24 protein-coding genes are annotated in these 25,521 nt (G+C 46.9%); 8 read left to right on the forward strand and 16 right to left on the reverse strand.

The genetic code is table 11. The annotated features are described in order from the left end of the window. Positions 1–19: 19 nt before the first annotated feature. Genes XMA127_RS07320 through guaD form a run of 4 tightly spaced genes read left to right on the forward strand, consistent with a single transcriptional unit; the run spans position 20 to position 5,743 of the window. Complete coding sequence (locus XMA127_RS07320) at positions 20–1,411, forward strand: xanthine dehydrogenase small subunit (RefSeq protein ID WP_173483964.1); 1,392 nt, start codon at positions 20–22, stop codon at positions 1,409–1,411. Then, positions 1,408–3,684, forward strand: a complete 2,277-nt coding sequence (gene xdhB, locus XMA127_RS07325; protein WP_173483963.1) for a xanthine dehydrogenase molybdopterin binding subunit — start codon at positions 1,408–1,410, stop codon at positions 3,682–3,684. The genes XMA127_RS07320 and xdhB overlap by 4 nt, the downstream gene beginning before the upstream one ends. Further along, entirely contained in the window at positions 3,681–4,460 is a 780-nt protein-coding gene (gene xdhC, locus XMA127_RS07330; protein ID WP_173483962.1) for a xanthine dehydrogenase accessory protein XdhC, read from the forward strand. Before xdhB ends, xdhC begins: the two co-directional genes overlap by 4 nt. Then, positions 4,457–5,743: a guanine deaminase gene (gene guaD, locus XMA127_RS07335; protein WP_173499071.1), complete on the forward strand. Its 1,287-nt coding sequence runs from the start codon at positions 4,457–4,459 to the stop codon at positions 5,741–5,743. Before xdhC ends, guaD begins: the two co-directional genes overlap by 4 nt. A gap of 1 nt (position 5,744) precedes the next feature. On the opposite strand, the gene XMA127_RS12075 is transcribed toward guaD, so the two are convergent. The 3 genes from XMA127_RS12075 to XMA127_RS07350 all read right to left on the reverse strand — a co-directional run bounded on the left by XMA127_RS12075 (position 5,745) and on the right by XMA127_RS07350 (position 8,464). Beyond that, positions 5,745–7,103 (reverse strand): ATP-binding protein, encoded by a 1,359-nt coding sequence (locus tag XMA127_RS12075; RefSeq protein ID WP_173482500.1) that lies wholly within the window; start codon positions 7,101–7,103, stop codon positions 5,745–5,747. A gap of 1 nt (position 7,104) precedes the next feature. Beyond that, complete coding sequence (locus XMA127_RS07345; protein WP_173483961.1) at positions 7,105–7,761, reverse strand: response regulator transcription factor; 657 nt, start codon at positions 7,759–7,761, stop codon at positions 7,105–7,107. A 76-nt stretch (positions 7,762–7,837) separates the two neighbouring features. Further along, complete coding sequence (locus XMA127_RS07350; RefSeq protein ID WP_173482499.1) at positions 7,838–8,464, reverse strand: TetR family transcriptional regulator C-terminal domain-containing protein; 627 nt, start codon at positions 8,462–8,464, stop codon at positions 7,838–7,840. A gap of 122 nt (positions 8,465–8,586) precedes the next feature. On the opposite strand from XMA127_RS07350, the gene XMA127_RS07355 reads away from it, so the two are divergent. Next, complete coding sequence (locus tag XMA127_RS07355) at positions 8,587–10,416, forward strand: ABC transporter ATP-binding protein (RefSeq protein WP_173483960.1); 1,830 nt, start codon at positions 8,587–8,589, stop codon at positions 10,414–10,416. A 7-nt stretch (positions 10,417–10,423) separates the two neighbouring features. Here the strand turns inward: XMA127_RS07355 and XMA127_RS07360 are convergent, their stop codons facing one another. The 5 genes from XMA127_RS07360 to XMA127_RS07380 form a co-directional block, all read right to left on the reverse strand. Then, positions 10,424–10,894, reverse strand: coding sequence for a YeeE/YedE family protein (locus XMA127_RS07360; RefSeq protein WP_173480945.1), 471 nt, complete (start codon positions 10,892–10,894; stop codon positions 10,424–10,426). Continuing rightward, entirely contained in the window at positions 10,894–11,334 is a 441-nt protein-coding gene (locus XMA127_RS07365; RefSeq protein ID WP_173480944.1) for a YeeE/YedE family protein, read from the reverse strand. The genes XMA127_RS07360 and XMA127_RS07365 overlap by 1 nt, the downstream gene beginning before the upstream one ends. A gap of 111 nt (positions 11,335–11,445) precedes the next feature. Then, positions 11,446–12,060 carry a DsbA family protein gene (locus XMA127_RS07370; RefSeq protein ID WP_173483959.1) on the reverse strand — a complete coding sequence of 205 codons (615 nt, stop codon included), beginning with the start codon at positions 12,058–12,060 and terminating at the stop codon, positions 11,446–11,448. A 3-nt stretch (positions 12,061–12,063) separates the two neighbouring features. After that, positions 12,064–13,041, reverse strand: a complete 978-nt coding sequence (locus tag XMA127_RS07375; protein WP_173483958.1) for an MDR family oxidoreductase — start codon at positions 13,039–13,041, stop codon at positions 12,064–12,066. Further along, a complete protein-coding gene (locus XMA127_RS07380) occupies positions 13,022–13,639 on the reverse strand; it encodes a TetR/AcrR family transcriptional regulator (RefSeq protein WP_173483957.1) in 618 nt (205 codons plus the stop codon). The genes XMA127_RS07375 and XMA127_RS07380 overlap by 20 nt, the downstream gene beginning before the upstream one ends. Positions 13,640–13,796: 157 nt before the next feature. Between XMA127_RS07380 and XMA127_RS07385 the strand changes: the two genes are divergently transcribed. Beyond that, positions 13,797–14,189: a hypothetical protein gene (locus XMA127_RS07385; RefSeq protein ID WP_173480940.1), complete on the forward strand. Its 393-nt coding sequence runs from the start codon at positions 13,797–13,799 to the stop codon at positions 14,187–14,189. Here XMA127_RS07385 and XMA127_RS07390 read toward each other — a convergent pair. Next, positions 14,186–15,583 carry a dihydrolipoyl dehydrogenase gene (locus XMA127_RS07390; RefSeq protein ID WP_173480939.1) on the reverse strand — a complete coding sequence of 466 codons (1,398 nt, stop codon included), beginning with the start codon at positions 15,581–15,583 and terminating at the stop codon, positions 14,186–14,188. The two genes, XMA127_RS07385 and XMA127_RS07390, sit on opposite strands and share 4 nt — an antisense overlap. A gap of 87 nt (positions 15,584–15,670) precedes the next feature. Next, the gene (locus tag XMA127_RS07395; protein ID WP_173482495.1) at positions 15,671–17,197 is read right to left on the reverse strand and encodes an FMN-binding glutamate synthase family protein; all 1,527 of its coding nucleotides are present in this window, start codon (positions 17,195–17,197) and stop codon (positions 15,671–15,673) included. Between the two features lie 92 nt (positions 17,198–17,289). Here XMA127_RS07395 and XMA127_RS07400 point away from each other — a divergent pair, with 92 nt between their 5' ends. After that, positions 17,290–18,141 (forward strand): sulfurtransferase, encoded by an 852-nt coding sequence (locus XMA127_RS07400; protein ID WP_173483954.1) that lies wholly within the window; start codon positions 17,290–17,292, stop codon positions 18,139–18,141. 46 nt (positions 18,142–18,187) lie between these two features. Here XMA127_RS07400 and XMA127_RS07405 read toward each other — a convergent pair whose 3' ends face one another. The 6 genes from XMA127_RS07405 to XMA127_RS12080 all read right to left on the reverse strand — a co-directional run bounded on the left by XMA127_RS07405 (position 18,188) and on the right by XMA127_RS12080 (position 23,103). Then, complete coding sequence (locus XMA127_RS07405) at positions 18,188–18,511, reverse strand: zinc ribbon domain-containing protein YjdM (protein ID WP_173480936.1); 324 nt, start codon at positions 18,509–18,511, stop codon at positions 18,188–18,190. Positions 18,512–19,159: 648 nt separating this feature from the next. Continuing rightward, on the reverse strand, positions 19,160–19,591 hold the full coding sequence (locus XMA127_RS07410) for a response regulator (protein ID WP_173480935.1): 432 nt from the start codon (positions 19,589–19,591) through the stop codon (positions 19,160–19,162). A 14-nt stretch (positions 19,592–19,605) separates the two neighbouring features. After that, positions 19,606–20,253, reverse strand: coding sequence for a DNA-binding protein (locus XMA127_RS07415; RefSeq protein WP_173495570.1), 648 nt, complete (start codon positions 20,251–20,253; stop codon positions 19,606–19,608). A gap of 42 nt (positions 20,254–20,295) precedes the next feature. Then, entirely contained in the window at positions 20,296–21,786 is a 1,491-nt protein-coding gene (locus tag XMA127_RS07420) for a hybrid sensor histidine kinase/response regulator (RefSeq protein WP_173483953.1), read from the reverse strand. Positions 21,787–21,843: 57 nt separating this feature from the next. Then, the gene (locus XMA127_RS07425; RefSeq protein WP_173480932.1) at positions 21,844–22,179 is read right to left on the reverse strand and encodes a hypothetical protein; all 336 of its coding nucleotides are present in this window, start codon (positions 22,177–22,179) and stop codon (positions 21,844–21,846) included. A 30-nt stretch (positions 22,180–22,209) separates the two neighbouring features. Next, positions 22,210–23,103, reverse strand: a complete 894-nt coding sequence (locus XMA127_RS12080) for an NAD(P)-dependent oxidoreductase (protein ID WP_371731517.1) — start codon at positions 23,101–23,103, stop codon at positions 22,210–22,212. A gap of 100 nt (positions 23,104–23,203) precedes the next feature. Here XMA127_RS12080 and XMA127_RS07435 point away from each other — a divergent pair, with 100 nt between their 5' ends. Next, a complete protein-coding gene (locus XMA127_RS07435) occupies positions 23,204–25,516 on the forward strand; it encodes an ATP-binding protein (protein ID WP_173499072.1) in 2,313 nt (770 codons plus the stop codon). Positions 25,517–25,521: the final 5 nt, after the last annotated feature.

A 25,521-nucleotide genomic window follows, 5' to 3' on the forward strand; every position in this document is an offset into this window, starting at 1 on the left:
CCCTTCAGGCAGCATTCATATGATCAGTTACTGGAAAAATGGTTCCATTGAGCAGGATAGTCCGCTTTCCAATACCGAGACTCTATTGGAATTCCTGCGTGAATCTAAACGTCTCACAGGGACCAAAGAGGGGTGTGCCTCTGGTGACTGCGGTGCCTGTACGGTTGTGCTTGTCTCTTTAGATGATAATAAAAGGCTTAAGTATGAGGCGGTCAATAGCTGTTTGATGCCGGCTGCTGAGTTGGCTGGTAAAGCGCTGATTACGATTGAAGATCTAGCGCAAGGCGATGATCTACACCCACTGCAACAGGCATTTATAGAGCAGCACGCATCGCAGTGTGGATTTTGCACCCCAGGGTTCATTCTTTCTGCACTTGCATTGAAAAAGCACGAATCCAATCCTGATGTGGAGGCGATCGATGAAGCCCTAGGCGGCAATCTTTGTCGATGCACCGGCTATTCACCCATTGTTAAAGCGGTTCAATTGGCCGATTGCAGCCATGATCGATTTGCTCAATGTGAAGTTGAGTTAATCCATTCCCTAAAGCAGTTACAACACTCAACGGCATCCGTTGCCGGTTTCCATCAACCTCGAACATTAGAGGCGCTTTGTGAATTAAAATCGGAACATCCAGAGGCCATTTTGTTATCCGGTGGTACTGATTGTATGCTGCGGGCGACTCAGGGGCTTGAACAGGTCGAGACGCTTATTAGTACTGACAGAGTTGCCGCCTTACATCAATTAACTATTGTGGGTGGCCACTGGTCAGTCGGTGCAGCGGTCACTTTGAGTCGAATTAAAGATCATGCAAAAGCGTCTGATTTTAATGCTCTTGATCAGCTGCTCAGTCGATTTGCATCACAACAGATCCGTAATCGCGCGACCTTGGGTGGTTCTATCGGAAATGCCTCTCCAATTGGCGATTTAGCTCCGTTGATGCTCGCTTTAGATGCAGAGTTGGTTTTGAGCTCTGTTCAACAAGAGCGAAGGGTTGCGCTAAAACATTTCTTCTTAGGCTATAAGCAGACCGCGTTGAGTTCGGATGAGGTGATCAGTCAGATTAACTTCAACCTTGCTGATCAGGCCCAAGTGCATTTTGAGAAGGTGTCCAAGCGCCTGGATGATGATATCTCTGCCGTCGCTGTAGCGACTCATTACAGGATGCATGAGGGACGGTTAACCTCATTGCGCATAGGGTTAGGGGGTATGGCAGCCACTCCGGTTTTGGCACTGGGTGTTATGGCCGCTTTTGAAGGTACAGCCCCCTCATCCATTACCCTTGATCAGGTCACTGATGCGTTAGGCGAGTTAACGCCTCTATCAGACCTCAGGGCCAGCGCTGATTATCGCCTCAAAGCCTGTGCCCGTGTCATTCACTTCCATCTAATCAGTGCGAAGGAGTCAGTATGAAACCTGTAGGCGTTTCAGTCACTCACGACAGTGCGTTGTTGCATGTGACGGGTAGAGCACGATACGTAGATGATACTCCCTTACCTGAAGGCACCCTGTTTGCTGCCATCGGGCAAGCATCTATCTCCCGAGGCCGTCTGTTATCGATGGATCTGAGTGCAGTGCAAGAGGCTCCAGGTGTTATTACCGTGCTGACGTCCAGGGATATTCCTGGAATAAAAGATATTGGTCCTGTCTTTCCGGGTGACCCGCTTTTAGTAGATGGCGATGTGCTTTTTCATGGTCAACCGATCTTTCTCGTAGTAGCTACTGATGAGAAGCAAGCACGCTCTGCGGCATTATTGGCTGAGGTTCAATACGAAGAGTCTAAGCCAATCCTCTCTATTGAAGATGCAAAGTCCCACGCGTATCGAGTACGTCCTCCTCATGTGATGCAGAGAGGCGATCTGTCCACAATGGACACATCTGAACATCAGGTCTCTGGCGAATTGCGAATTGGTGGCCAAGAACATCTCTATCTTGAAGGGCAGGCCTCTTTAGCAGTGCCAACAGAGGAGGGGGGTATGCATCTTCTCTGCTCTACGCAGCACCCGACTGAGGTGCAAACCCTTGTCTCTGAAGTGTTGGGCCTTCCATTCCACGAGGTTGTCGTTGAAGTACGACGCATGGGAGGCGCCTTTGGAGGTAAAGAGACGCAAGCAGCTCCTTGGGCTTGTTTAGCGTCACTGGCGGCGCACAAGCTAGGTAAACCGGTAAAGCTTCGTCTACCTAGATCAACGGATATGACGGTAACGGGGAAACGTCACCCCTTTATCAACCAATATCAAGTGGGATTCCGTAGTGATGGTCAAATCGAAGCGGTACAGATCGACATTAATGGCGACTGTGGCTGCTCTCCAGATCTAAGTGATGCCATTGTGGATCGCGCGATGTTCCACAGTGACAACGCCTACTATTACCCAGCTGCTAAAATCAGTGGTGAGCGTTGGCGAACCGATAAGGTTTCTAACACGGCGTTTCGTGGCTTTGGTGGGCCTCAGGGGGTCATCACGGCTGAAGCGATGTTGGATGATATTGCACGCGCCTGTAAACAGGATCCTTTAGATACACGGCTTAAGAACCTCTATTCAGGTCAGCAGACACACTATGGTCAAACCGTCGACGGAACAACGCTGCGGGAGATCATGACCCGCCTTAGAGAGAGTGCTGACTATGACCGTCGTCGACAGAAAATTGCTAAACATAACTTAGCCTCATCTCGTTATCTTAAAGGGCTGGCGTTAACCCCGGTCAAGTTTGGTATCTCCTTTACCGTTAAGCATCTCAATCAAGCGGGCGTGCTTGTTCACATCTATACAGACGGTTCCGTTCTGGTCAGTCAGGCGGGTACTGAGATGGGGCAGGGACTTTACACTAAAGTGGCTCAAGTGGTTGCCTCAGTATTGGGCATTGAGATCGATCGAGTGAAGATGAGCAGCACTCGAACTGACAAGGTTCCCAACACGTCACCGACGGCTGCTTCAAGCGGTAGCGACATGAATGGTATGGCAGCCCATGACGCAGCGACCACACTGAAAAGTCGGATTGCAGAATTCATTGCCAATCGCGAATCGATTAATGCCGAAGAGATTGAATTCAAACAGGGGCTGTTGAGCTGGGGTGCCAGTTCAATCACGTTTGCCGAGGCTGTAAAAGCGGCCTATATGGATCGTGTTCAGCTCTCTGCCACAGGCTTCTACAAAACGCCCAATATCTGGTATGACAGAGCTTCTGCACAAGGCAACCCATTTCTCTACTACGCTAATGGGGCCGCCTGTTCGGAGGTCATTATTGACCGATTAACGGGCGCCACTCATATCGAGCGTGTCGATATATTGCACGATACGGGTAACTCATTGAATCCAGCCTTGGACAAGGGTCAGATAGAGGGAGGGTTTATTCAGGGAGCGGGTTGGTTAACCAGTGAGGAGCTTAAGTGGGATGACGAAGGGCGTCTACTGACAAACTCCCCAGCTACTTATAAGATCCCAGCGATTAGTGATCGACCCACTAAGCTAAGTATCGAACTGCTGGATAAACCGAACAGTGCGGCAACCATAGCAAGATCTAAAGCAGTCGGTGAGCCACCCTTTATGCTTGGCATCTCTGTCTGGTGTGCAATTCGCGATGCAATTTCGAGTATTTCCGGCTATGGTATATCGCCTACCTTAGATGCACCGGCAACCCCTGAGGCCATTTTAAACGCCATTACTACCCTTGAGGACTCTCTGTGATTCAACGTTGGAGCTACAAACTTGCTGAGCTGTTAAAGCGGGGGCAACCGGTTGTTTTAATCACACAGGTCGGTGAGAGAGGCTCCAGTCCACGTTCGTCAGGTGCCAAGATGTTGGTCACCAGTAACGCCACTGTGGATTCACTCGGTGGTGGTAATCTTGAGCATCAGGCGATTGAATTCGCACGACAGCTACTGACAGAGCAGAAAGATGGTCTGCACGAACTTGAGTACACTCTGGCCGGTAATCTTGGGCAGTGCTGCGGTGGAGAGGTTAGGGTGCTGTTTGAGGTTTTTAATACCTCTCTACAGCCTCTTTACCTATTTGGTGCCGGTCACATAGCTCAAGCGTTAGTGCCCTTGCTCGCGCAGCTGCATTTTGCCGTTAACTGGGTCGATGACCGAGATGAACTCTTTGTTCAGCCTATTCCTGATGGTGTGACCCGCATTGAACGAGATCCAATTGATGTGGCGCGAGATATTCCGAATGATGCGTGGATGTTGATTATGACCCATGATCATCAACTGGATCTGGATCTTCTACTGGCAGCTATCGATGGAGGTCTGCCGACCTATACTGGCATGATAGGCTCAGAAACTAAGGCATTGAAATTCAGACAGCGTCTTGCTCAGCGGGGTATTGCTCAGGAAGTCATTGACTCCATTCACTCGCCTATAGGCTTGCACAATTTGCATACTAAATTGCCGGTAGAGATTGCGATTTCAGTTGCGGCTGATGTCATGACTCGGCTGCAGCAACAGCGGGGTGAATTATGAGTCAATCCTGGGCCTTACGTTGTCAGATCCTGAGTTGTACTTCTCAACCTAAAGAGGATGAAGGGTGGTTCTATCACTCAGATGGGCTTATCTGGATAGTCGATGGGTTGATTAAACGGGTAGGCTGTTACACTGATCTAAGAGCGCATATCCCCTCTGATCTTCAAATCGAGCATCGTCCTGGGCATCTGCTGATTCCTGGCTTTATCGATACCCATGTTCACTACCCACAACTTGAAATGATCGGTGCTTACGGGACTCAACTCTTGGATTGGTTGAATCGATACACCTTCCCTGTTGAATTAAAGTATCGCGATATCGATTACGCGACTGAGCAGGCTGGACGGTTTCTCGATCAGTTATTGGCGAACGGCACGACAACCGCACTGGTGTTTGCGACCTCTTCGGTTAACTCAGTGGATGCCTTTTTTGCAGAATCCCTGCGTCGTAATCTACGTATGGTCAGCGGCAAGGTTTTAATGGATCGGCATGCACCAGATGATCTGTGTGATACCCCTCAATCGGCCTATGACGACTCCTGTTCGTTAATTGACAAATGGCGTGGTAGTGGACGGTTGGGTTACGCGGTAACACCTCGCTTTGCACCCACATCGACCGACGCGCAATTAGAGGTCGCTGGTGCTCTAATGAAAGAGAATAGTGATGTCTACCTACACACCCATCTCTCTGAGAATGTCGATGAGATCGCATGGGTAGGGGAGTTATTTCCTGATCGCCAGGGCTATTTAGATACCTATGATCACTTTGGACTCGTGACCGATCGTTCGGTGTTTGCTCACGGCATTCACCTCAATGACGCTGAGATGCAACGTCTTCATGACTGTGGCTCCGCTATTTGTCACTGCCCATCCTCCAATCTTTTCTTAGGATCGGGGTTATTTCCTTTGAAGCGTCTGCAACAGGCTGGCGTTAATGTGACTATGGGTACTGATGTTGGGGGTGGTACGTCGCTCTCTATGCTGAGCACCCAAGGTGACGCCTATAAAATTCAGCAGATGGCGGGACATCTTCTTAAACCTTTAGAAGCCTTCTATATGGCCACTCTGGCCGGTGCTAAGGCATTGGGGCTGGATGATCGAATTGGCGCTTTAGCAGAAGGGTTTGAGGCCGATATGGTGTTGCTCGACTTGGCCTCTACACCGGTGATCGAAGAGCGGATGAAACGGGCTGATCAGATTGAAGATGTCTTATTTGCACTCTCTATTCTGGGGGATGATCGATCAATCGCACAGACCTGTGTGATGGGCGAGCCTGCCCTTTAGGTTATATCTTTACTTTTACTATCAACCGCTTGCCGCGACCTTCTCCAGCGATTTTTAAATCCAGATCGCCATTTAACTGATCAACCATAGCACCGACTATGGCCAAGCCTAAGCCGCTGCCTGGTTGAGATCTCTGATTACCGCGAACAAACCTCTGCTTCAATCCGTTTAGATCTTCTGGCGCTAAATCGGGTGCCAAATTCTCAACACTAAAGGCACCGTTCGACTCTAATCGGATGATGACAGGGCTCTCATTGGGCGCATACTTCAAGCCGTTTTCGACTAGGTTACTGAGTATGACGGCTAAGGCGTCAGGATCGATATCTAACAGTGGCGGTGATTCGCTGATGATTTCGACTCGATCATTACGAGGGTCTAGCTCACGGGCAATCATCTTAACGATGAGCTCAAGATTGGTTGGCTCACCCTTGTATAGGGTTACCGATTCAGCGCGCGCTAATTGAAGCAGCTTATCAATCAGACGAGTTAGGCGTGCTAAGCTGGATTGAACAATCTTGAGTCGCTCAGCTTGATCCGTCGAACCAAGCTCATCAGAGAGTCTCTGCAGTTGAACGGACGCTACAGCCAGTGGGGTTCTTAACTCATGTGCACTGTTGGCCGCAAACTCACGCTCCGCTACCAGAGCGGTTCTAAGTCGATCAAGTAGGGCATTAGTGGCCCTTTGAACCTCTAAAAAGTCCTGTGGTAGCTCAGCTTGTGCGATTGGCTCTAAATTACTGCCGCTACGTGTCGCCATATTCTCAGCAAACTGTTGAACGGGCACTAAACGTCGTCTCACTGCGATGTAGACCAGCAAAACGCTCAATGGTAGCGCAATGGTAAAGACCAGTAAAAAGAGCAGGGCGGTATCAAATAGGACGCCGTAGCGGTGATCGACGGTCTCCGCGACCTGAAGATGGTAGCGACCATCTAGCGATGAAGCTGTATAAATGCTGAAATTTTTGCCATGGGTAAAGCCTGTCTGCAAACTATCAAGCATTGGCGTCATGGGCGCATTATTCGAACGCACCAGTATTCGCCCCTTAAAGTCACGCAGTTGATACATCAGGTATTCGGGTTGATCGCCCAAAATTCTTGGACCAACGCTTAGATTGAGCGTGCCCAGTAAGCTTAGCTCAGGTCTTAGATCAAGCAGGCCGAATTGGTTAAGTCGGTAGTCGGATATAGCGAGAGGCAAAACACGTTGTGCGGTCTCTTTTAGGCTTTGATCGTAGGTTGAATTGAGCTCCTTAACGAGTACCCATAGCGCGACCACCGTTGCCAATAACCAAACCAGCACCAAGCTCAGTGCAATTTGTACGCCGAGCTGAGCGGCTAAGGTTTTGGGTTTTAGAAACACGCTAGGCCTCTAAACGGTAGCCAAGGCCACGTGCCGTTTTAATCAGCTCTTTACCCAGTTTCTTGCGTAAACGACTGATGTAGACCTCGACGGTATTACTCTCTACCTCATGTCCAAAGGCGTAGAGACGATCTTCGATCTGCTCTTTGCTGACAATGTGTCCGGGTCGTTTAATCAGTGTTTCTAAGATACTCCACTCACGAGCCGTCAGCTCGACATCTTGCTCGTCGACCTGCAGTGAGTGTTTTTGAAGGTCGGCTGTGATTCGACCAAAGGTGACCGCATTGGTCGCTAATCCGGCTCCTCGGCGTGTTACCGCCTGAATTCTGGCATTGACCTCATCCAAATCGTAAGGCTTGATCACATAGTCATCGGCACCGGCATCAAGACCGGCAATTCGATCGCTGATTTGATCACGCGCTGTCAGGATGATGACAGGGGTTGTAAGGCCTGCTTGGCGACGCTTTTTAAGCCATGGGATGGCATCGCCGTCTACCAGCTGTAGATCGAGAAGAACAATATCGTACTCTGTTGTTAGTAGAGCGGTTTCGGCTTGGCGCAAATGATCGAAACCATCAACTGCCTTGCCTGACAGCTCCAGATGCTCTGTTAAAGCGTTAGCTAATGCCAATTCATCTTCGACGAGTAGTACGCGCATGGCCAGCTCCCTGGTAGTGAATGCTCAATTTGGTTATTGGGCCAAAAGAGAATGAAAACAACCTTAACTAAGGCGTTTAGCTGATCTGCATACCTGCAAGAACCAATGCCGTTAGCGTTTTCTCAGCCTGATCATAGACCTCTAAATTGAGTCGTCTTTGCCCCAGAGCGGCCTTCACTTGAAGTTCGTAATCGGCGTAGTGTTGGGTAGATGCCCAGATGATAAAGAGTAGATGCTCTGCAGAGAGGTCAGGATTAACCTTGCCTGTTGATTGCCACTGTTTGATGATGTCACAACGGCCGGTAAACCACTCATGGTACTGCTTACCGAAGCGTTTTTTCATATGCGGTGCGCCGTTGATCACTTCCGCTGCAAAGATACGCGAAGCTTCTGGGTTTTCGCGTGAAAAGGTGATCTTTTTAGAGATATATTCCGTGATGAAGGCTTTAGGATCATCTTCGGCGACCAGTAGATCGAGGGATCCATCCCAAAGTGAAAGAATGTGTGTTAACACCTCTTGGTAGAGAGCCTCTTTAGAGCCAAAGTAGTAGTGTACATTGGGCTTTGGAAGCTCGGCTCTATCCGCTATGGATTGAACGGTGGTGCCTGAAAATCCTTTTTGGGCAAATTCACGTACCGCAGCGTTAATAATGAGTTGGCGGTTACGTTGACGAATGGCGCCGGTGTTTGAATCTTGGTTCATAGTAGATCTCTACTGAAGGGTATAAATACCACCCGTTTGATGGGCTGTTCTGTTACTCTAACGACTTGATCTTGTGGGTCAAGTTTTTACCGATCTCAATCTGTTAGCTTAAGGTTTTTACTGTGTTTCGACTCTTTGAGCGTTTTACTCAGCCCTACCCAGAACAGGGTGAATTACAGCCCCCTTCAACGCTGTTTGCGTTCATGCGTTTTTATACCAAAGGGTTTGAGATTCCGCTGTTAATCCTGTCGTTAAGTACCGCTTCCATTGCGATTCTAGAGGCGGTTCTATTCAGTTTTATGGGTGATTTGGTTGACTGGATTTCGACCATGACACCAGCTGAGTTGCTCTCTGAAAAGAGCTCAGAACTCTGGATGATGGCAGCTGTGCTATTGATCCTGTTCCCGTTGCTAACGCTAATCCACTCTTTGGTGATGCACCAATCACTGTTGGGTAATTATCCAATGGCGATTCGCTGGCTGTCTCACCGATACCTGCTTAAACAGAGTGTCAGCTTCTATCAGAATGACTTTGCGGGTCGTATAGCGACCAAAGTGATGCAGACAGCGCTCTCCGTTAGGGAAGCAGTGATGAAACTCTTGGATGTGATGGTCTATGTGCTGGTCTACTTTATCAGTATGTTGGTGCTGGTGGCTCAATCAGACTGGCGCCTAATGATTCCCATGCTGGTTTGGTTGATCTGCTACATCGGCATTCAACTCTTTTTTATTCCTAAGTTAAAGCGGGTTGCGACTGAGCAGGCCGATGCTCGTTCAGTGATGACAGGCCGTATTGTCGACAGCTACACCAACATAAGCACGGTAAAGCTGTTTGCCCACACTCAGCGTGAGTCAGATTATGCCAAAGAGAGCATGGATGGCTTCCTAAAAACGGTCTACAGCCAAATGCGCTTAGGGACCGGGTTTAACGTGCTGGTTAACCTCATCAATTACCTTCTGACCTTTAGTGTTGCCGGCGTTTCCATTTATCTCTGGTCAGACTCAATTGTTACAGTGGGTGCGATAGCGATCGCGGTGAGTCTCTCTCTGCGATTAAGTGGCATCTCTCACTGGATTATGTGGGAGATCAGCATGCTGTTTGAGAATATCGGAAGCTCAGTTGACGGCATGAGAACGCTCTCTAAACCGATCGATATCATTGACAAGCCTGACGCGTCTGAATTGGCGCTCGTGAATGGCGAGATTGAGTTTGATGCGATTCAGTTCAACTATGATGTCGAAAAGCCTGTGCTGAATAAATTGAGCTTACACATCAATCCGGGAGAGAAAGTCGGTATTGTGGGGCGCTCAGGTGCCGGTAAATCAACGCTGGTTAATCTCCTGTTGAGGTTTTACGACCTGCATTCTGGTCAGATTAAAATTGACGGTGTCGACATTACCGATGTGACGCAAGACTCGCTTCGAGCGCAGATTGGCATGGTCACTCAAGATACATCTCTACTGCACCGAACGATTCGCGAGAACATTCTCTATGGACGCCCTGATGCCAGTGAGGAGGAGCTGTTGAAAGCCTTAAAGCAGGCTCAAGCGGATCTGTTCATTAATGACCTAACAGACCCTGAGGGTAATCGTGGTTTGGATGCGCAAGTGGGTGAACGTGGCGTCAAACTGTCCGGCGGGCAGCGTCAGCGCATCGCCATCGCGCGTGTGCTGCTTAAAGATGCGCCTATTTTGGTCCTAGACGAAGCAACGTCCGCCTTGGACTCTGAAGTGGAGGCCGCTATTCAAGAGAGTCTTTACCAATTGATGCAAGGTAAGACCGTCATCGCCATTGCGCACCGTCTATCAACCATTGCAGCAATGGATCGACTGATTGTGATCGATGAAGGGCAAATTGTGGAGCAGGGGACACACCAAGAGCTACTCAATTCCGGTGGGATCTATGCGCAACTCTGGGCCCATCAAACCGGCGGTTTCCTGGGTTTAGAGTAAATATCTGCTACTCAATACAGGATTGAGCTTGTCGCTCTTGCTCAGACAGGTGTGATTCTCGTTTGCGCATCCACAGGCGTGTTAACAGTGTGCCGATAACGTAAGCTGTTAACACGATCAAAATATCACTGTTAACAAAGCTGACCGCGGTGATCATTGGGCCTGGGCAGTAGCCAGCGATTCCCCAACCCACGCCAAACAGAGCCGCGCCAAGTATCAGGCGGCGATCAATCTGTTCCTTAAGTGGTGTTCTGAATAGTGTGTCGCAGACCGGTTTATTTCGCTTTAGAATCAAGGGTGTAGCCACTATGTTTACAGCTAAGGCTCCTGCCATGACAAAGGCTAATGAGGGGTCCCATTGCCCTGTAACGTCAAGAAAGTTGACCACCTTGGCGGGATCGATCATCTGGGCTACAGAGAGACCAAGACCAAATAGGGTGCCTGATATCAAAGCGACTAGTAAGGATTTAATGTTCATTAAGCGCCCCCTACAAGATGGCGAACAATGAACACTGTTATCATCGCTGTCAGCATAAAGATCAGCGTTGCTACAAGAGATCTAAAGCTTCTACGAGCCAAACCACATATGCCATGGCCGCTGGTACAGCCAGTGCCAAGTGCTGAGCCGATGCCGACCAAAAGACCGGCAAGGATCAAACCCACTTTTCCAGTAACGGGCTGAATGCTCTCTACACCAGGTGAGATGCCAAATAATTGGTAAAGCACACCGCCTACAACTAAGCCGACTAAAAATAGAATACGCCATGGGATATCACCTTTTTCGGGAAGAATAACACCACCGGCTATCCCTGAAATACCCGCTATCCTCCCTTTAAAAAGCAGAAGAACGGCAGCCGACAGGCCAATTAAGGCACCACCAAGGAGTGCACTGTAAGGTGTGAAATTAATAATTTCCATGGGTAATAAAAGAGTCTGAAATTTCGCGATCGATAATGCTAATGGAGATGAGTCGTTATAGCTAGAAGTTTGGTAGATTAAAGGGTTAGAGTCTTAGATGATATTGAACGCTTATTGCGTCTCTCGGAAACGCTTCTCGATTTTATCGAGGGTTGAATAACCTAAGGCTAAGGGTATTACCGCCTCGTCGTTGACCAGAAGTAGGGCAGGAAATCCTTGAATGCCAAGGGTTCTACAAAACTCCAGTTCACTGTTCAGTTTTGATTCTATCCTATCGCTGCTGAGTAATTCAGCGAACTGGCTAGCATCAAGCCCAATCGATTCTGCGCACTCAAGCAGGGTGCTTGTTTCAGAGGGGTTTTTAGCATCCAAATAGTAGGCCTTTTGAATGGCTTGGCTCATCAATTGCCGACCCTCTGGATGAAGCTCACCTGCCGCTATGACGGCTCGACAGCTAGGGTAGGTTGAACGTCTTGGTGTATTGCGAGTCCAAAAATCGTAGTTGAAGCGAGTACCTGTTTGAGACTCAATCCGTTGCCAGGTCGATGCGATCGCCTCACGCATCGATTGCGGCATAGGCTCATCAGAGTCTGGTGCCAGACCACCCATCACCCAAAGTACGTCGAGATCGGGATGCTGTTGCAGCCAGTTATCTAACGTCTTTGAAAAGGCCCAGCACCAGGAGCACATCGGGTCCATAACATAGATGAGTGATCTGTTTTCCATGTTTTAAATCTTCACTGCAACGCGGCCACGCACTTTACCTTCCAGTAGAGCAGCCCCTGTTTCGATGACCTGATCTAGAGTGATCTCGTTGGTCATGGTGTTAAGATCATCTTGATTGATAATCTCTGCAAGAGCCGCCCAAGCGAATTCACGTTGAGCGATAGGTTGCATCACACTGTCGACACCCAAAAGCGATACCCCGCGCAAGATGAACGGAGCAACGGTCATTTTCAGATCCATGCCCTGTGCCAGGCCACAGGCAGCCACAGCGCCACCCCACTGGGTTTGAGCACAGGCATTCGCCAAAGTATGACTACCCACGCTATCGATAACCGCTGCCCAGCGTTCAGCTTGCAGAGGTTTGCCCGGCTCAGAGAGCTCGGCACGATCAATAATTTCAGATGCGCCCAATGATTTAAGATACTCAGCCTCTTCAGGGCGTCCTGTTGATGCACAGGTGGTGTACCCAAGTTGTTTCAAAATGCGAAGCGCAAAGCTACCGACACCGCCATTGGCACCCGTCACCAGCACCGTACCCGACTCGGGTGTAATACCTGCTGATTGAATCGCTTGTACACAGAGCATTGCAGTGTAACCTGCCGTGCCAATGGCCATTGTTTGGGCTGCGCTGAGTGCTTCAGGTTTCTTGATTAGCCAATCGGCTTTCACTCGCGCTTTCTCTGCTAGACCACCCCAGTGGGTTTCGCCAACACCCCAGCCATTCAAAATGACTTGATCGCCGGCTTGGAAACGACTGTTTGTGCTTTCGATAACGGTGCCTGCAAAATCAATTCCGGCAACCATTGGAAAGCGGCGGACTACAGGCGCTTTACCCGTAATGGCTAAACCATCTTTATAGTTAAGGGTTGAGTACTCAACTTGCACCAGAACATCACCCTCTGGAAGCTGCGCTTCATTTACCTCAGAGAGTTTGCAGGTGTAACCAGCTGTTTCGTCTTTGTTAATGAGAATGGCTTTCATCGAATGGATACTCCTCTAGAAAGGTTCGACTGGATATAAATTGATTAAAAAACAGGTAGAGCGGGGTGGCTGACTGCTGAAGTTTTGCTCGCAACACAGCACCTTCCCAACCGATCCAAAACGCTTGAGCGAGTTGAGAAGAATCGGCACTTCGATCAACTTGGCCCGCGTGTTTACCTAGCTCAAATAGATCACTTGTTAAATCAGCCCATTGATTAAAAATCGATTCAATCGCATTACGAAAATCATTATCCAACGCGCTAATCTCTTGCCCTAAATTGCCAATCAAACAGCCGCGTTGAAAGTTGTACTTCTGCATTCCATTAGCGGCGGAGGTAACAAAGGCTTTTAATCGCTCAATAGGGGATAGATCGGCATTTAGAAACTGCTTATTCAGTTGATGCTTAAAGAATTCGTTGTAACTTTCGATTACCGCTAACCCAAAGCCAGTTTTAGAACCAAAGTGGTGATAGAAAGAGCCCTTTGGTACCCCGGACTGTTTAAGTAACTTGTCGAGCGGCGTTGAGGCAAAACCCTGTGAGGTCATTAACTCGGTGCCTATTCGTAACAGCTTCTCTTTAGCGCTTAAGTCATTCATAGCAAAGTGTATAGCCAATTTTTAGCCATACTAGACCGAACGGTCTAGAGCGTCAATCAGTTCTAGTCCTCTTTAAATAATTAAAGTTGGCACGCTGATTGCTAGTTGATGGGTTGTATAGATCAACAGAGATATTGGACGAATTTAAGGGTGCATTATGAATAGACAAATCTGTGAGTCGCTAACGGATCAAGCGGTTTTTAATGTTGATAGCTTAACTAACAGCCAATGTAACCTGAACGATGTATGGATCACGGAGCAGATCGATGAAGATGGTAAAGATATCCTGACGACTATATCTTCATGGGTGAATGGCGAGGGAGCGAAATTCGCACTTCAGATCAATTTTCGTTTTGATCCAAACTGCCCCGGTAAAATATGGGCCGACTACCGCTCACAGCCATCGATTATGAATGGGCACATTCTTGATGAATATGGCTTTAAACTACCGACTTACAAGTACCGCCGCTTAAGCTGGGATCTGTTGATGCAGATAGATACCCAAACCTTAGAGGAGAGGGTATCTGAACTGCATAGAACAACCCATTAATCCAAAATGCTTAATTTTTGCTCGGCTATGCTCTTGTTAGGATTTAATTGATGAGTGAGTGAGTCGATACAGGCTGATAGAGCCTCTTCGACCACAGGATGGTATGTCGGCATTTTGGATAGCTGCATTGCTGTCTGTTTTTGCTCAATCGCCCAGGCCATTAAATGGGCCAGATGCTCACCATCAACCGAGACAATCTCGGCCCCTCTAATAGTCCCTGTCTCTCTATCTGCGATTATCTTTATACCGCCAACAGTGGCGTGTTTAACCTTTGCTCGCCCGTTAGCTGTCAGTTTAACGAGAGAAGAGAGAGTCGTTTCATCCTCGACTAAATTGCCGACACGTGCAATGTTTGGCTGTGTAAAGACAATGCCAAGCGCTGTTTTGCGTTTAAACCTTTTAGCGGTTGTTTGATTAGCGTTATAGCCTGCAATCAGACCTTCATCAGCAGCTTCATGCATAACCGCGCGTTCTGAGGTTGCATCACCTGCAATATAAAGTGATGTACCCTCGACGCCCATTGTCTGCTCATTAAAGCTCACCTGTCCATCTAAGATAGCTGCTCCCGCTGCTTCAAGGTTCATTTTCAAACTGTTTGAGCGTCGACCCAGTGCGAGCAAGACCGCATCAAACGACTCTTCAATGCCGTTGCATATAACATTGACACCGCCAGAATCATTTTGATTAAGGGTCACGGGCTCCCCAAGGTGGATTGGGAAATACGTGGATAGTGATTCTAGTGCATCCTCGAGTAGTTCATTATCTTGAATTCCGGCAACCGTTTGAGCTTGATCAAAACCTGCAACACGAACACCCAATTGACTTAAAGCTTGACCCATTTCTAGGCCTATAGCACCCATCCCTATGATGGCAATTGATGAGGGGAGTTTCTCGATCTCAAAAAAAGTGTCTGTCGTGTATAGGTTAGCAAAGTCCTGCCAAGGTTTAGGTATAACAGGGGATGACCCAGTAGCGACGATAGCATTATTAAACGTGATATCTTGGCCGTTAGCCCTAAGGCTATTTTTACCTGTGAATTCAGCATAACCACGGATTAAATGGTTATCATCCATTCTCTCAGTGGTGCGTCCGCGTACACCATTTGTGAACATGTCGCGCATCTTCCTAAGGTGCGTCATTACAGCGACAGGATCCAACTCAAGATGCGAGCTGCCTAAAATACCTTGGCTTTCAAACTGATCTCTACTACTGAATAACTCAGCGGTTTTTAACAGTACTTTCGAAGGCATGCAGCCAACGCGAGCGCAAGTGGTTCCATCTTCACCACCCTGAATCAACAGCCAGGAACGACCGCTCTTTTTGACTTCTGAAAGAGCGTATAAACCAGCCGTTCCAGCACCAATGATGACGGTATCGACTTTGCGATTCGACATAAAAATCCCTTTAATTGATTAATATTAGATAATTCTAATGTGTATCAAGGATTAGATGTATGATCAAAATCAATATCAGGTCAAAAACTATCGATACACTTCATCCATTGGCTTAGCGTGTTGATTAGAGGTGTAGATCAGAGCATTTTTTCGGCTCAGTTTAGAGGGGGAAGAGACCCCACAGCTCTTAGCGATGGTCTCAAGCTCTTTGTGCATCTCTTTAGCATAAGCAGCAACACGAACTGATTTGTTGACGGGATCTAGACCCGCTTGAAGTCGCTTATCATGCGTCGTGATTCCGGTTGGACAGGAGTTTTTATGACACTGCAAAGCTTGTATACATCCCAACGAGAACATGAAGCCTCGGGCTGTTGTGACAGCATCTGCACCGGCACAAAGGGCCCAAGCTACATCAACAGGAGTAATCAACTTGCCTGAGGCGACCAATTTTATCCGTTCTTTTAGGTTTAACTCAGTCAGAATGTTAGAGACTAAGGGGAGTGATTCTTGCAAGTTCATACCCGCGGCATCGATAAGAGACATGGGCGCTGCCCCTGTACCGCCGTTACCCCCATCTAGAGTGATAAAATCAGGGGCATAGGCGTTAATCACATCATCAAACGCGCTTTGCTTTGATTGGCTATCAGCTATATCTGCGGCAGCCGCCGAAGCTCTACTCGTTAAGGCGGTAAGCATCTCCCTGAACTCTGAAATATTACCCACACAGAGTTTGATGCCTACGGGTTTTTCGGTCACTAATCTGACGTGCCTAATGAAATTGTAAAGGTCGTCATAATTCTGAATTTCTTGATGGGTAGGCGGGGAAATGCTGGCTTTACCCTCAGGAATGCCTCGCTGTGCAGCAATCTCAGCAGTCACTTTGTCAGCCGGGAGTATGCCGCCTTTACCGGGCTTGGCGCCCTGAGAGAGCTTAATCTCAAACATTTTCACATTTGAGTTTTCTGCAACGACCTTCAGCTTCTCTTCACTTAATGAGCCATCTGAGTTACGTACGCCATACTTTGCGGTACCAATTTGGTAGACCACATCCGCTCCACCTTGAAGATGCTCTGTGGAAGCTCCTCCTTCACCCGTGTTAATCCAAATACCGGCTTCACGTGCGCCTGCAACGAGCGCTTTGACAGCGGGTTTTGAAATAGCACCAAAGCTCATACCTGAAATATGAAACACCTTGTCTGTGGCGTAGGGGTTGGGACAGTAGGGGCCAAATACCTGTTGTTGAGGCTCTTCATTGCCCGTGTAGGGAAAGACCGAGTTCGCAAAGAGAACATCCCCTTCATGTTGAAGGCGCGTAGAACCAAAGGCTTGAAGAGTAGATTCCTGCTTAGCCGCCTGATAAACCCAAGTTCTATCGGCACGGTTAAAGGGCATCTCCTCACGATCTTGAGCAAAGAAATACTGCCTGAAAAAGACGCCCATCTCCTCAAACATGTAACGTAGTCGCCCAACAACGGGGTAGTTACGACGAATGGTGTGGTCAACCTGATGACGATCACTGACATAAAGCAAGATAAGGCCAGAGACAAAAATCAGAAGGATAACGCCCGGTAGATAGCTCAGAATGAAATCAAAAAAACCAGTAATAATACCCATATACACCTCAATCTATTTGCTTTAACTTAACACGAAGAGATTAATCAAATGTTAAATTTCTTATCCATTTATCATAGAGCAGGGAACAGAAAGTGACTAACCCTTTGACGACGTTAATGAGTACGAAAGAGTTGATTTCATTGGATTGTGAAACGGTTATTTTTGATTGCCGTTTTGATCTGATGACTCCAGAAACAGGGCAGCAAGAGTACGATGAAGGGCATATTGAAGATGCTATTTACGTTAACTTAGATGAGGTTATGTCCTCTCCAATCACATCCACAAGCGGAAGACACCCATTGCCATCAAAGGAGTCGTTCGCACAGTTTCTAAGGTCCTGCGGTGTTTCTGAGAATACACAGCTGGTTGCCTATGATAATTCGGCTGGTCTGTTTGCGGCTCGTTTCTGGTGGATGTGTCGATGGATAGGCCATGAATCAGTGGCTATTCTTGAGGGTGGCATTAACGCTTGGAAACAGCAGGGCGGAAAGGTCACAACAGAAGCGCCTAATATAAATCAAAAGGGTGATTTGACGGTTAAGGAGAGTTTGGAATCCGTTGTTGATGTTGATGATGTTATTAAGGCTTCTAAACTGAAGGATCGTATTATTGCGGATGTACGTGCAGCCGAGCGCTTCAGAGGTGAGGTAGAACCCATTGATCCGGTCGCAGGGCATGTTCCAAACGCAAAGAACATTCCACTGTCTGATAACTACGACGCTGAAGGACAATTTCTATCTGCAGACCAACTACAACAGATCTATCGCCACAAGCTGGGTGACTATAAAGCGCAGGACCCAATCCTGATGTGTGGTTCTGGTGTAACCGCTTGTTTAAGTCGTTTCTGCATTGAGTTGGCGGGATTGCCACCAGTCAGTGTCTACCCAGGATCCTGGTCTGAGTGGATTAGAGATCCCAATAGGGGTGTTGAAACTGGGAACTAAACAGTCAGGGCAGGGTGTCAGGCCAAAAGCCTGACACCTTAATACTTTAGGCCTTTTTAACGAACTCTGATTTCAGCATCAATTTGCCACAATCGATATTGTGATCCCCGTCTACTAAACGTCGAACTTGGAATTTAGTGCCAACTTTCTCTGTACCACCACCTTTGACTTTAAGATCTTTAATCAAGGTTACAGAATCACCTTCTTGCAGCTGATTACCGTTTGCATCTTTAACAATCAGCAGGTCTTCAGACTCAGCCGCTGCATTGGGATCCCACTCATATCCGCATTCAGGGCAGACAAGTTGTCCTTGATCTTCATAGGCATATGGAGAGGAGCATTCAGGGCAAGCTGGGTATGAGTCTGACATCGGAAATTCCTTAATAAAAATAAGGGATTAATCATACCTGATTTAAAGCAGTTCATAAAAGTTATCCACACTGAAAAACCGCATCAATCCTCACCTAAAAGCATCATGAATCATTTTAATAGAGCCAAATAACGGCGGTTAGCAGGCTTAGATACGCGCGAAGATAAAGGGGTATAAAAATAAGGTTGATTATTGTTTTGTTCGGTAAACAGCTGTTTTTAAATATTTAAATAAAGGAGATAAGGCAATTTTCGTTAAAGGTTAGATAAGCTCAACTGTTTTTAACCCTTACGCAAATATATGACGGAAGGCGCTACAAGCTCTGAATGTGATTGTTTGCACACAAGTGATCCTCAGATTGATTAACACAACTATCAACAGCCAATGGTTTGGTTGGGGTCAATCGGTTTTCAGTGCTTATTAAGCCTTAAGGGTGGTGATTGATTCTTTTTAGGCGCTATTAGATGTGTTGATCTGATGGTTTTTATCGGTCTTTCAGTATTAGGTTAGCGAATAATTACCTAAACATAGCTACTGCAATAACCATATATAAAGATACGTATAATATATATTATGTTAAATATAGTATTATAAATAAAAGGCAGGAGATCCCTACCTCTATCTTTTGCCACAAAGCGAATAAGAACCTTACAAAGCGCCTTTGTAGATGCCCTTGGTGTCTATGTCGATAGCAAGCTCACCAGTTTGCAATGATGAGTCATCTGCAATGGTTGCGACCAGCTCGTCACTGTAGCCGATTAGGTTGATCCCCTCCTTGTCGAGAAGCGTCATGACGCGCTCTAGCGCAGAGATAACGGACATTTGGCGTGCTGTGAAGCCTGGGCTCTTTGCGGCGCTACTCTGGATATCTCGACGCTTAGTGGAGATCTGTTTTAGCACATAACCATCATCATCAATCAGTGATAGCTTAAGATCTATCGCCCTTGCATCAATGATTAGACCTTTGAGCTGCTCAAATTGCTGCAAGCTAGAGACATTGATATTGTCTCCAGGATTGCTGTTCGTAACAATTTTCTTGAGCTTATCGGTGTCCGCACAGGGTTTAACGTGAATGAGCATGCTATTTCCGGTCTCTATTTAAGCTTCAGCTGCGCGTTTTCTGTCGATAATCTCAACACTTCAGCATTAAGGCGCGCAATCTCTTCGGCCTGTATTTTCAACCGTACTTGTGCTTCAAGCAAGCCCTCATTGTTGTGTACGCCCGCTTCGGATTGCTTTAGCTTGGTCTCAGCATCCATTAAGGCTTTGGCTGCCCTGTATGACTGATCTCGCTCATTACCAAGATTGGTTACAGCCTGGTTCAATTCCATTTTAAGCTTGCTGATCTCGTTATTTCTTTCGCTAATAATAGTATTTAAATCAACTATTTGTTGGGTATATTTACTGTCAATTGTTGACAGCTCTTCTGTGAGTTTCTTGCGCTCTTCGTCAGCCTCTTTGTGCTTGCTTTCACTGGCTCGGTTTGCGTAGGCAATCGCATCCGTCCAGATCTTGCTGGCGAGCTTAATAACAGGCTCTGGAAGATCGTAGCCACTGGCTTGCGCGTCTAATCTCTGCCCTAACCCGCTCCACCACTCATTGAGTGCTTTGTTAATTGTGGTTAATGAGCCAGACCCGAGTCTGTCTCTGACATTTTGTTGGGTGGGTTTGATGCCCTGCCTTAGCAGTTCGTCGGCAATTTCGTAGACTTGTTCGCGTTTTATACTGGTCATTTGATACATAATACATATTTAAAATACGTACTATATAGATAAGACGAGCTGTTATCTAGCAACACACTGCTCAACAACTTCCAGAAAGGTATTCATTGATATGGGTTTTGCGATGACTTTATTCGCACCGGCATCGAGTAGTGCCTCAGACTCCTGCCCCATGACGGCGGCAGTCACTGCCACTATGGGTACAGACACACCCTCTTTTCTTAGCTTTTGGATCATTTGCCGGCCATCCAGTACCGGCATAAAGAAATCACTTAGAATGAGGTCATACTCTTTGCGAGTCGCCATTTCGTATCCTAGATGGCCATTTTCCGCGACATCCACCTGGTTTACTAATTTACCCAGTAGGTTTTTAGAGACCATTCTTATGATGGGGTCGTCCTCAACGACCAGTAGGTTAAGGCGCTTAAGCAGATCTCCAGTATCTTTAGATTCTTGTCTAAACACTGGCTCAGACTGCTTTGCATTAAGATCAACCATAGGTATCTTGACAACAAAACGAGCGCCACCCTGCTCATTTCGATCGACATCAACGTCGCCATGCAGCTCGTTGAGTGATTGCCTTACAATAAACAAACCAAGGCCACTGCCATCAACCTTTGTGCCCAGCCTTTCAAACGGCTCAAATATCTTATTGGTTGCCTCTTTCGGTATTCCTTGGCCATCGTCAGATACAGTGAGCACCAAGTAACCCTTATCTACTCTTTGTATCCACTCAACCTTCACATTAATTGTGCTGCCTTTAGAGTGATGTATTGCATTCTTTATCAGATTTAACGCTATGATTTTTATGCGTTGTTTATCTGACTCAAGCCTTATATTTTCGTTATCTATGAGCTCTAATTTCACAACCATGCCGTTGAGCTCAGCTAACCTTGTCAACTGTGAGTGAGCATCGATTAATAGCTGATTAGGATGGAATGCTGTCTTGCTTATTGGCAGCGCCCTTTCAGGATTAACGGCTTGCGTCATGTCCTGCAGTACAGACATCAGATGATCAACGGTATTTTTCATCTGTTCTGTATGTTTTGGACTAGGAGCACCCTGCTCTAGATCTTCAATAAGCATTTGCAGGGTAGCGACAGGCGTTCTCATCTCGTGAGAGATGATGGCGAACAATTGTCTCTGATTGATCAATTTCTCTTCGATTTCGGTCAGTTTTGATGGATCAAAGAGATCGATACGCTTAAAGCGAATATGTTTTAAATGAGGCGCAGTTTCTGTTCTCGTTTCATAGGCTGACAGATGATGCACCTCTTTATCAATTCCTCTGTATCGAAAGTTGGTGCCAGACCGTATTGGTGCCGTTTCAATGAGTTTATTAGCTGGGGTGAAATAAGCGTCGAACTGATTCAGAGGTAGAGGTGTTGATAAGACAAAAAACTGCTGAGCCCTGGCATCTAAATGAACCTTCTCAGTACTAGAGTCTATGACAATATCAAATTGAGATTCATCGAGTGAATCAAAGGCTTTACACAACTTTGTATATTGCGTGTCTGACTCGATTTGATGATTGTTTGATCGATTCTGCTTCAATGGTCACTGCTTTAACTAATAACTTTAGTTAAAACATAGCAGGAATTATGCCAATCGCTACTCGAGCTCTAATTTTTTTAATGAGTCAGGCGAGTTTTGCTCATCCGCTAGGGTAAAGTTCATCGGACGATTGGTGTTCGTGGTTGTTGATGAATTGTCTCTACTGTCCTTTATCTCTTCAACTTGAGAGACATAACGTTTAGATATCATCACAACCGGGTTGTTCTCTTTGGTGTCGTCTAGGTAGAGTGGGATGAAGGAGCGGTCATCATTCATAATATCTTGAAGTCGCTCCCCTGGGGCTAGATAGAATGCTCCGACTAGACGGGCCCCATCATGCATACGGACATACACTTTCAAAGCGCTTTTACTTACGACTTTACTGCCCTGCATGCTATTTCCCCTAGAGTGTTTTATTGCATTCTAGCCTAAATTATTAATTTTGAGTAACTGTAGGAAAAGCGCAGAGTGATCTAAGTCACCTTTACCCATATTCTCAGAAAGATCTTGATACCGCTCATAAATGGCTTTTGTAACAGGCAGCTCTAAGTTCAATGATTGCGCAGCTTCGAGAACATTTTTCTCATCTTTGAGTTGAGTTGTGACTTTGCCGCCCGGTTCAAATGTTCGTTCGCTCATACGCTTACCGTGTAACTGAAGGATGGTGCTATCAGCAAACCCGCCTGACAGTGCGCGTCTAAAGGCTTCAGAATCAACGCCTGCTCGTTCCAGCAGCAATACAGCCTCCGATACAATAGCGATGGTACCGCCTACTATAGCCTGATTGGCCAGTTTAGATAGCTGACCAGATCCTACATCCCCTACTCTTGTGGCTCGCCCCATTGATGAAAAAACGACATTGGCCTCTTCGAATGTTCGCTCATCACGACTTCCTGCCATAATGGCCAGTGTACCCTCTTCGGCGCCTTTCACTCCTCCTGACACAGGTGCGTCTATGAAACGTGCACCGGTTGATTCAACTTTGTCAGCGATGCTGATGACCTCTTTTTGCGATGTTGAGCTCATATCGATCACCAGATGCTGTTTCGTGAGTTGAGGCAGTAGCATAGAGATAACCTCTTCGACGACCTGGCCATCAGCTAGCATGGTAATAATGATATCGCTCTGTGCGACTTCGCTAAGGTCTTCGGCAACAGCGGCGCCATCCTCTTTTAAGGACAAGCATTTCTCTTGCGTTCTGTTCCAGACGGTTAACTCTACACCCTCACTCAACAAGCGCTTTGCCATAGGCAAGCCCATTAGGCCAATCCCAAGAAGAGAGATCTTAGACATAATTACCTCAAAATTTTTTAGCACTTTTTTATTTTTGTACTAATTTGTTAATAAACACCTTATATGTGAATTTACGACACATGCAGTTTGGGTGAACTTTAAACCGATTGATAAAAGGTGTTTTATGAGAATCGCCGCTCACCCTGAAGATGAAACTCAACGCATTGCTAGCTTAAAATCCATTGGTCTACTCGATACGCCCAGTGACCTCTATTTCGATCAGCTTACAGCTCAGGCGGCTCATATTTTTAATACCCCTATCTGCGCTGTCTCAATAATAGATAGTAAGCGACAGTGGTTTAAATCCATTTACGGATTAGATGTTTGTGAAACCGGTCGTGATGAAGCTTTTTGTTCCCATGTGGTTCACGATCACAAACTACTCGAGGTGCGTAATGCCCTTGAACATCCTGACTTTCATGATAATCCACTGGTGATCGGAGCGCCAAACATACGCTTCTATTGCGGCACCCCAATACACGACACTAATGGTTTCTGTCTAGGTTCGTTCTGTGTCATTGATACAAAGCCACGCCAGTTTACTGAGGAGCAGAAGGAGCTTCTAAACTCTTTTGCCCTGCAGGCTGAGGCTCTCATCGCCTTACATGTGCGACAAAAAGATAACGAAGAGAAAAACAGAGAGATTATTAGTTCACGTGATCTTCTTCGCCGTGAATTGGCTAGGCAATCAAGCCTTGTATCGAATGCAGCCGCTGCCGTTATTCGGATCAGTCACCGCGGCATTATCGAGGATGCTAACAAAAAAGCTGAATCTCTATTTGGCTACTCTATCGACGAGCTTGTAGGTCAAAACATATCAATGTTGATGCCTAAGGATATTGCTAAACACCATGATGGATACCTAAAACATTACGACCGTGATAAGCGCCAAAATGCCACTCACAACAGTTCGGTGATCGGTGAAGGTCGTGAAGTATCAGCCATCAGTAAAAGTGGCGAGCTGATACCCATACATCTGGCCGTCATTGAAGTGGTTATTGATGACCAATCTCAAAATGAGTTCATTGGGATAGTGACGGATCTTCGTGAAACCAAGCGCAAAGAGCGTGAGTTAGAGCGACAAAGTATGCTGCTGGATAAACTTCACAAAGGTCTAACTGATTATGAAGCGCTGATCAGTGGCAACTCTATATGGTCTTTTCTGCAGGAGTCATTACGCGAGTTAACCAATAGCGAATATGCGCTGATTGGTGAGGTGGATCCAAGCAAGTCAGAACCTGAACTGATCGTTCACTCTTTAACTGATCTCTCTTGGGATAAAGATTCGAAAAGTTTGATGCAAAAATTCTTGGCAGGTTCGAGTCGGGTAACCAACACGAAATCCCTGTTAGGTCGTGTGTTTGCTCAAGGCGAGGTGGTCTTAACAGAATCACCCGCCACAGCACCGGGTCGACGCGGTCTTCCTGATGGACACCCTCCTCTGCATAATTTGCTAGGAATGCCTATTAAACAAGGTGATAAAACGCTAGGCATGATCGCCATTGCCAACTCAGAATCAGAGCTGAATGATGAGCTGGTCAATTGGTTAGAACCCTTTGTTGCCACCTGCTCTTTACTGATTCAGCTCTACCGTCAGATGAATGAGCGGGAACGTTTCACAGCGGAGCTTGAAGCAGCGAAGGATCTAATCGAAGATGCAAGCCGTGCTAAGAGTGAATTCTTAAGCTCTATGAGCCATGAGTTAAGAACACCACTGAACTCAATCATTGGCTTCTCAGAACTGCTCCAAGCTAATAGAAAGACCCCTCTCAATGAGAAGCAGTCAAAACAGGTGCACCAAATCAACTCGAGTGGTAAGCATCTTCTGACACTGATCAATGACATTTTAGATCTTGCCAAAATTGAAGCGGGTAAGCTCTCAATTTCACTAGAACCTACGCTGGTCGATAGCGTTGCCAATGAAACCCTAGAGGTGCTGCAGCCACTAGCGGACAAGAGTGGTATCTCTATTCTGGTTAAAGCTAACGCACAGCATATTGAGGCGATGGCAGACTACACCAGACTCAAACAGGTACTGATCAACCTGCTCTCCAACGCCATTAAATACAACCGCCAACAAGGTTCAGTTGAGTTGTCTTGGGAGGTGGTTGACCAATCAGTACTCGTGCATGTTCAGGATACCGGGATCGGTATCAGCGATGATCAGATTGATCATATATTTGAGCCATTCAATCGAAGCAATGCAGAAAACTCTGGCATAGAGGGAACCGGTGTCGGGCTAGCGCTAACAAGAAAGGTTGTCGAATATATGAATGGTACGATCGATGTGAAAAGCGATCACACCGGAAGTACCTTCACTGTAACGCTACCACTGGCTAACTGCCAGGTTAAGAGTGACTCATTCACATCCGGCAAGGTACAAAATGATCAACTCAATACTGATCTAGCGAGCCAATCAGAAAAGGTTGTTCTTTAAGTTGA

The sequence above is a fragment of the Marinobacterium sp. xm-a-127 genome, assembly GCF_013283425.1.
Lineage (GTDB): Bacteria > Pseudomonadota > Gammaproteobacteria > Pseudomonadales > Balneatricaceae > Marinobacterium_E.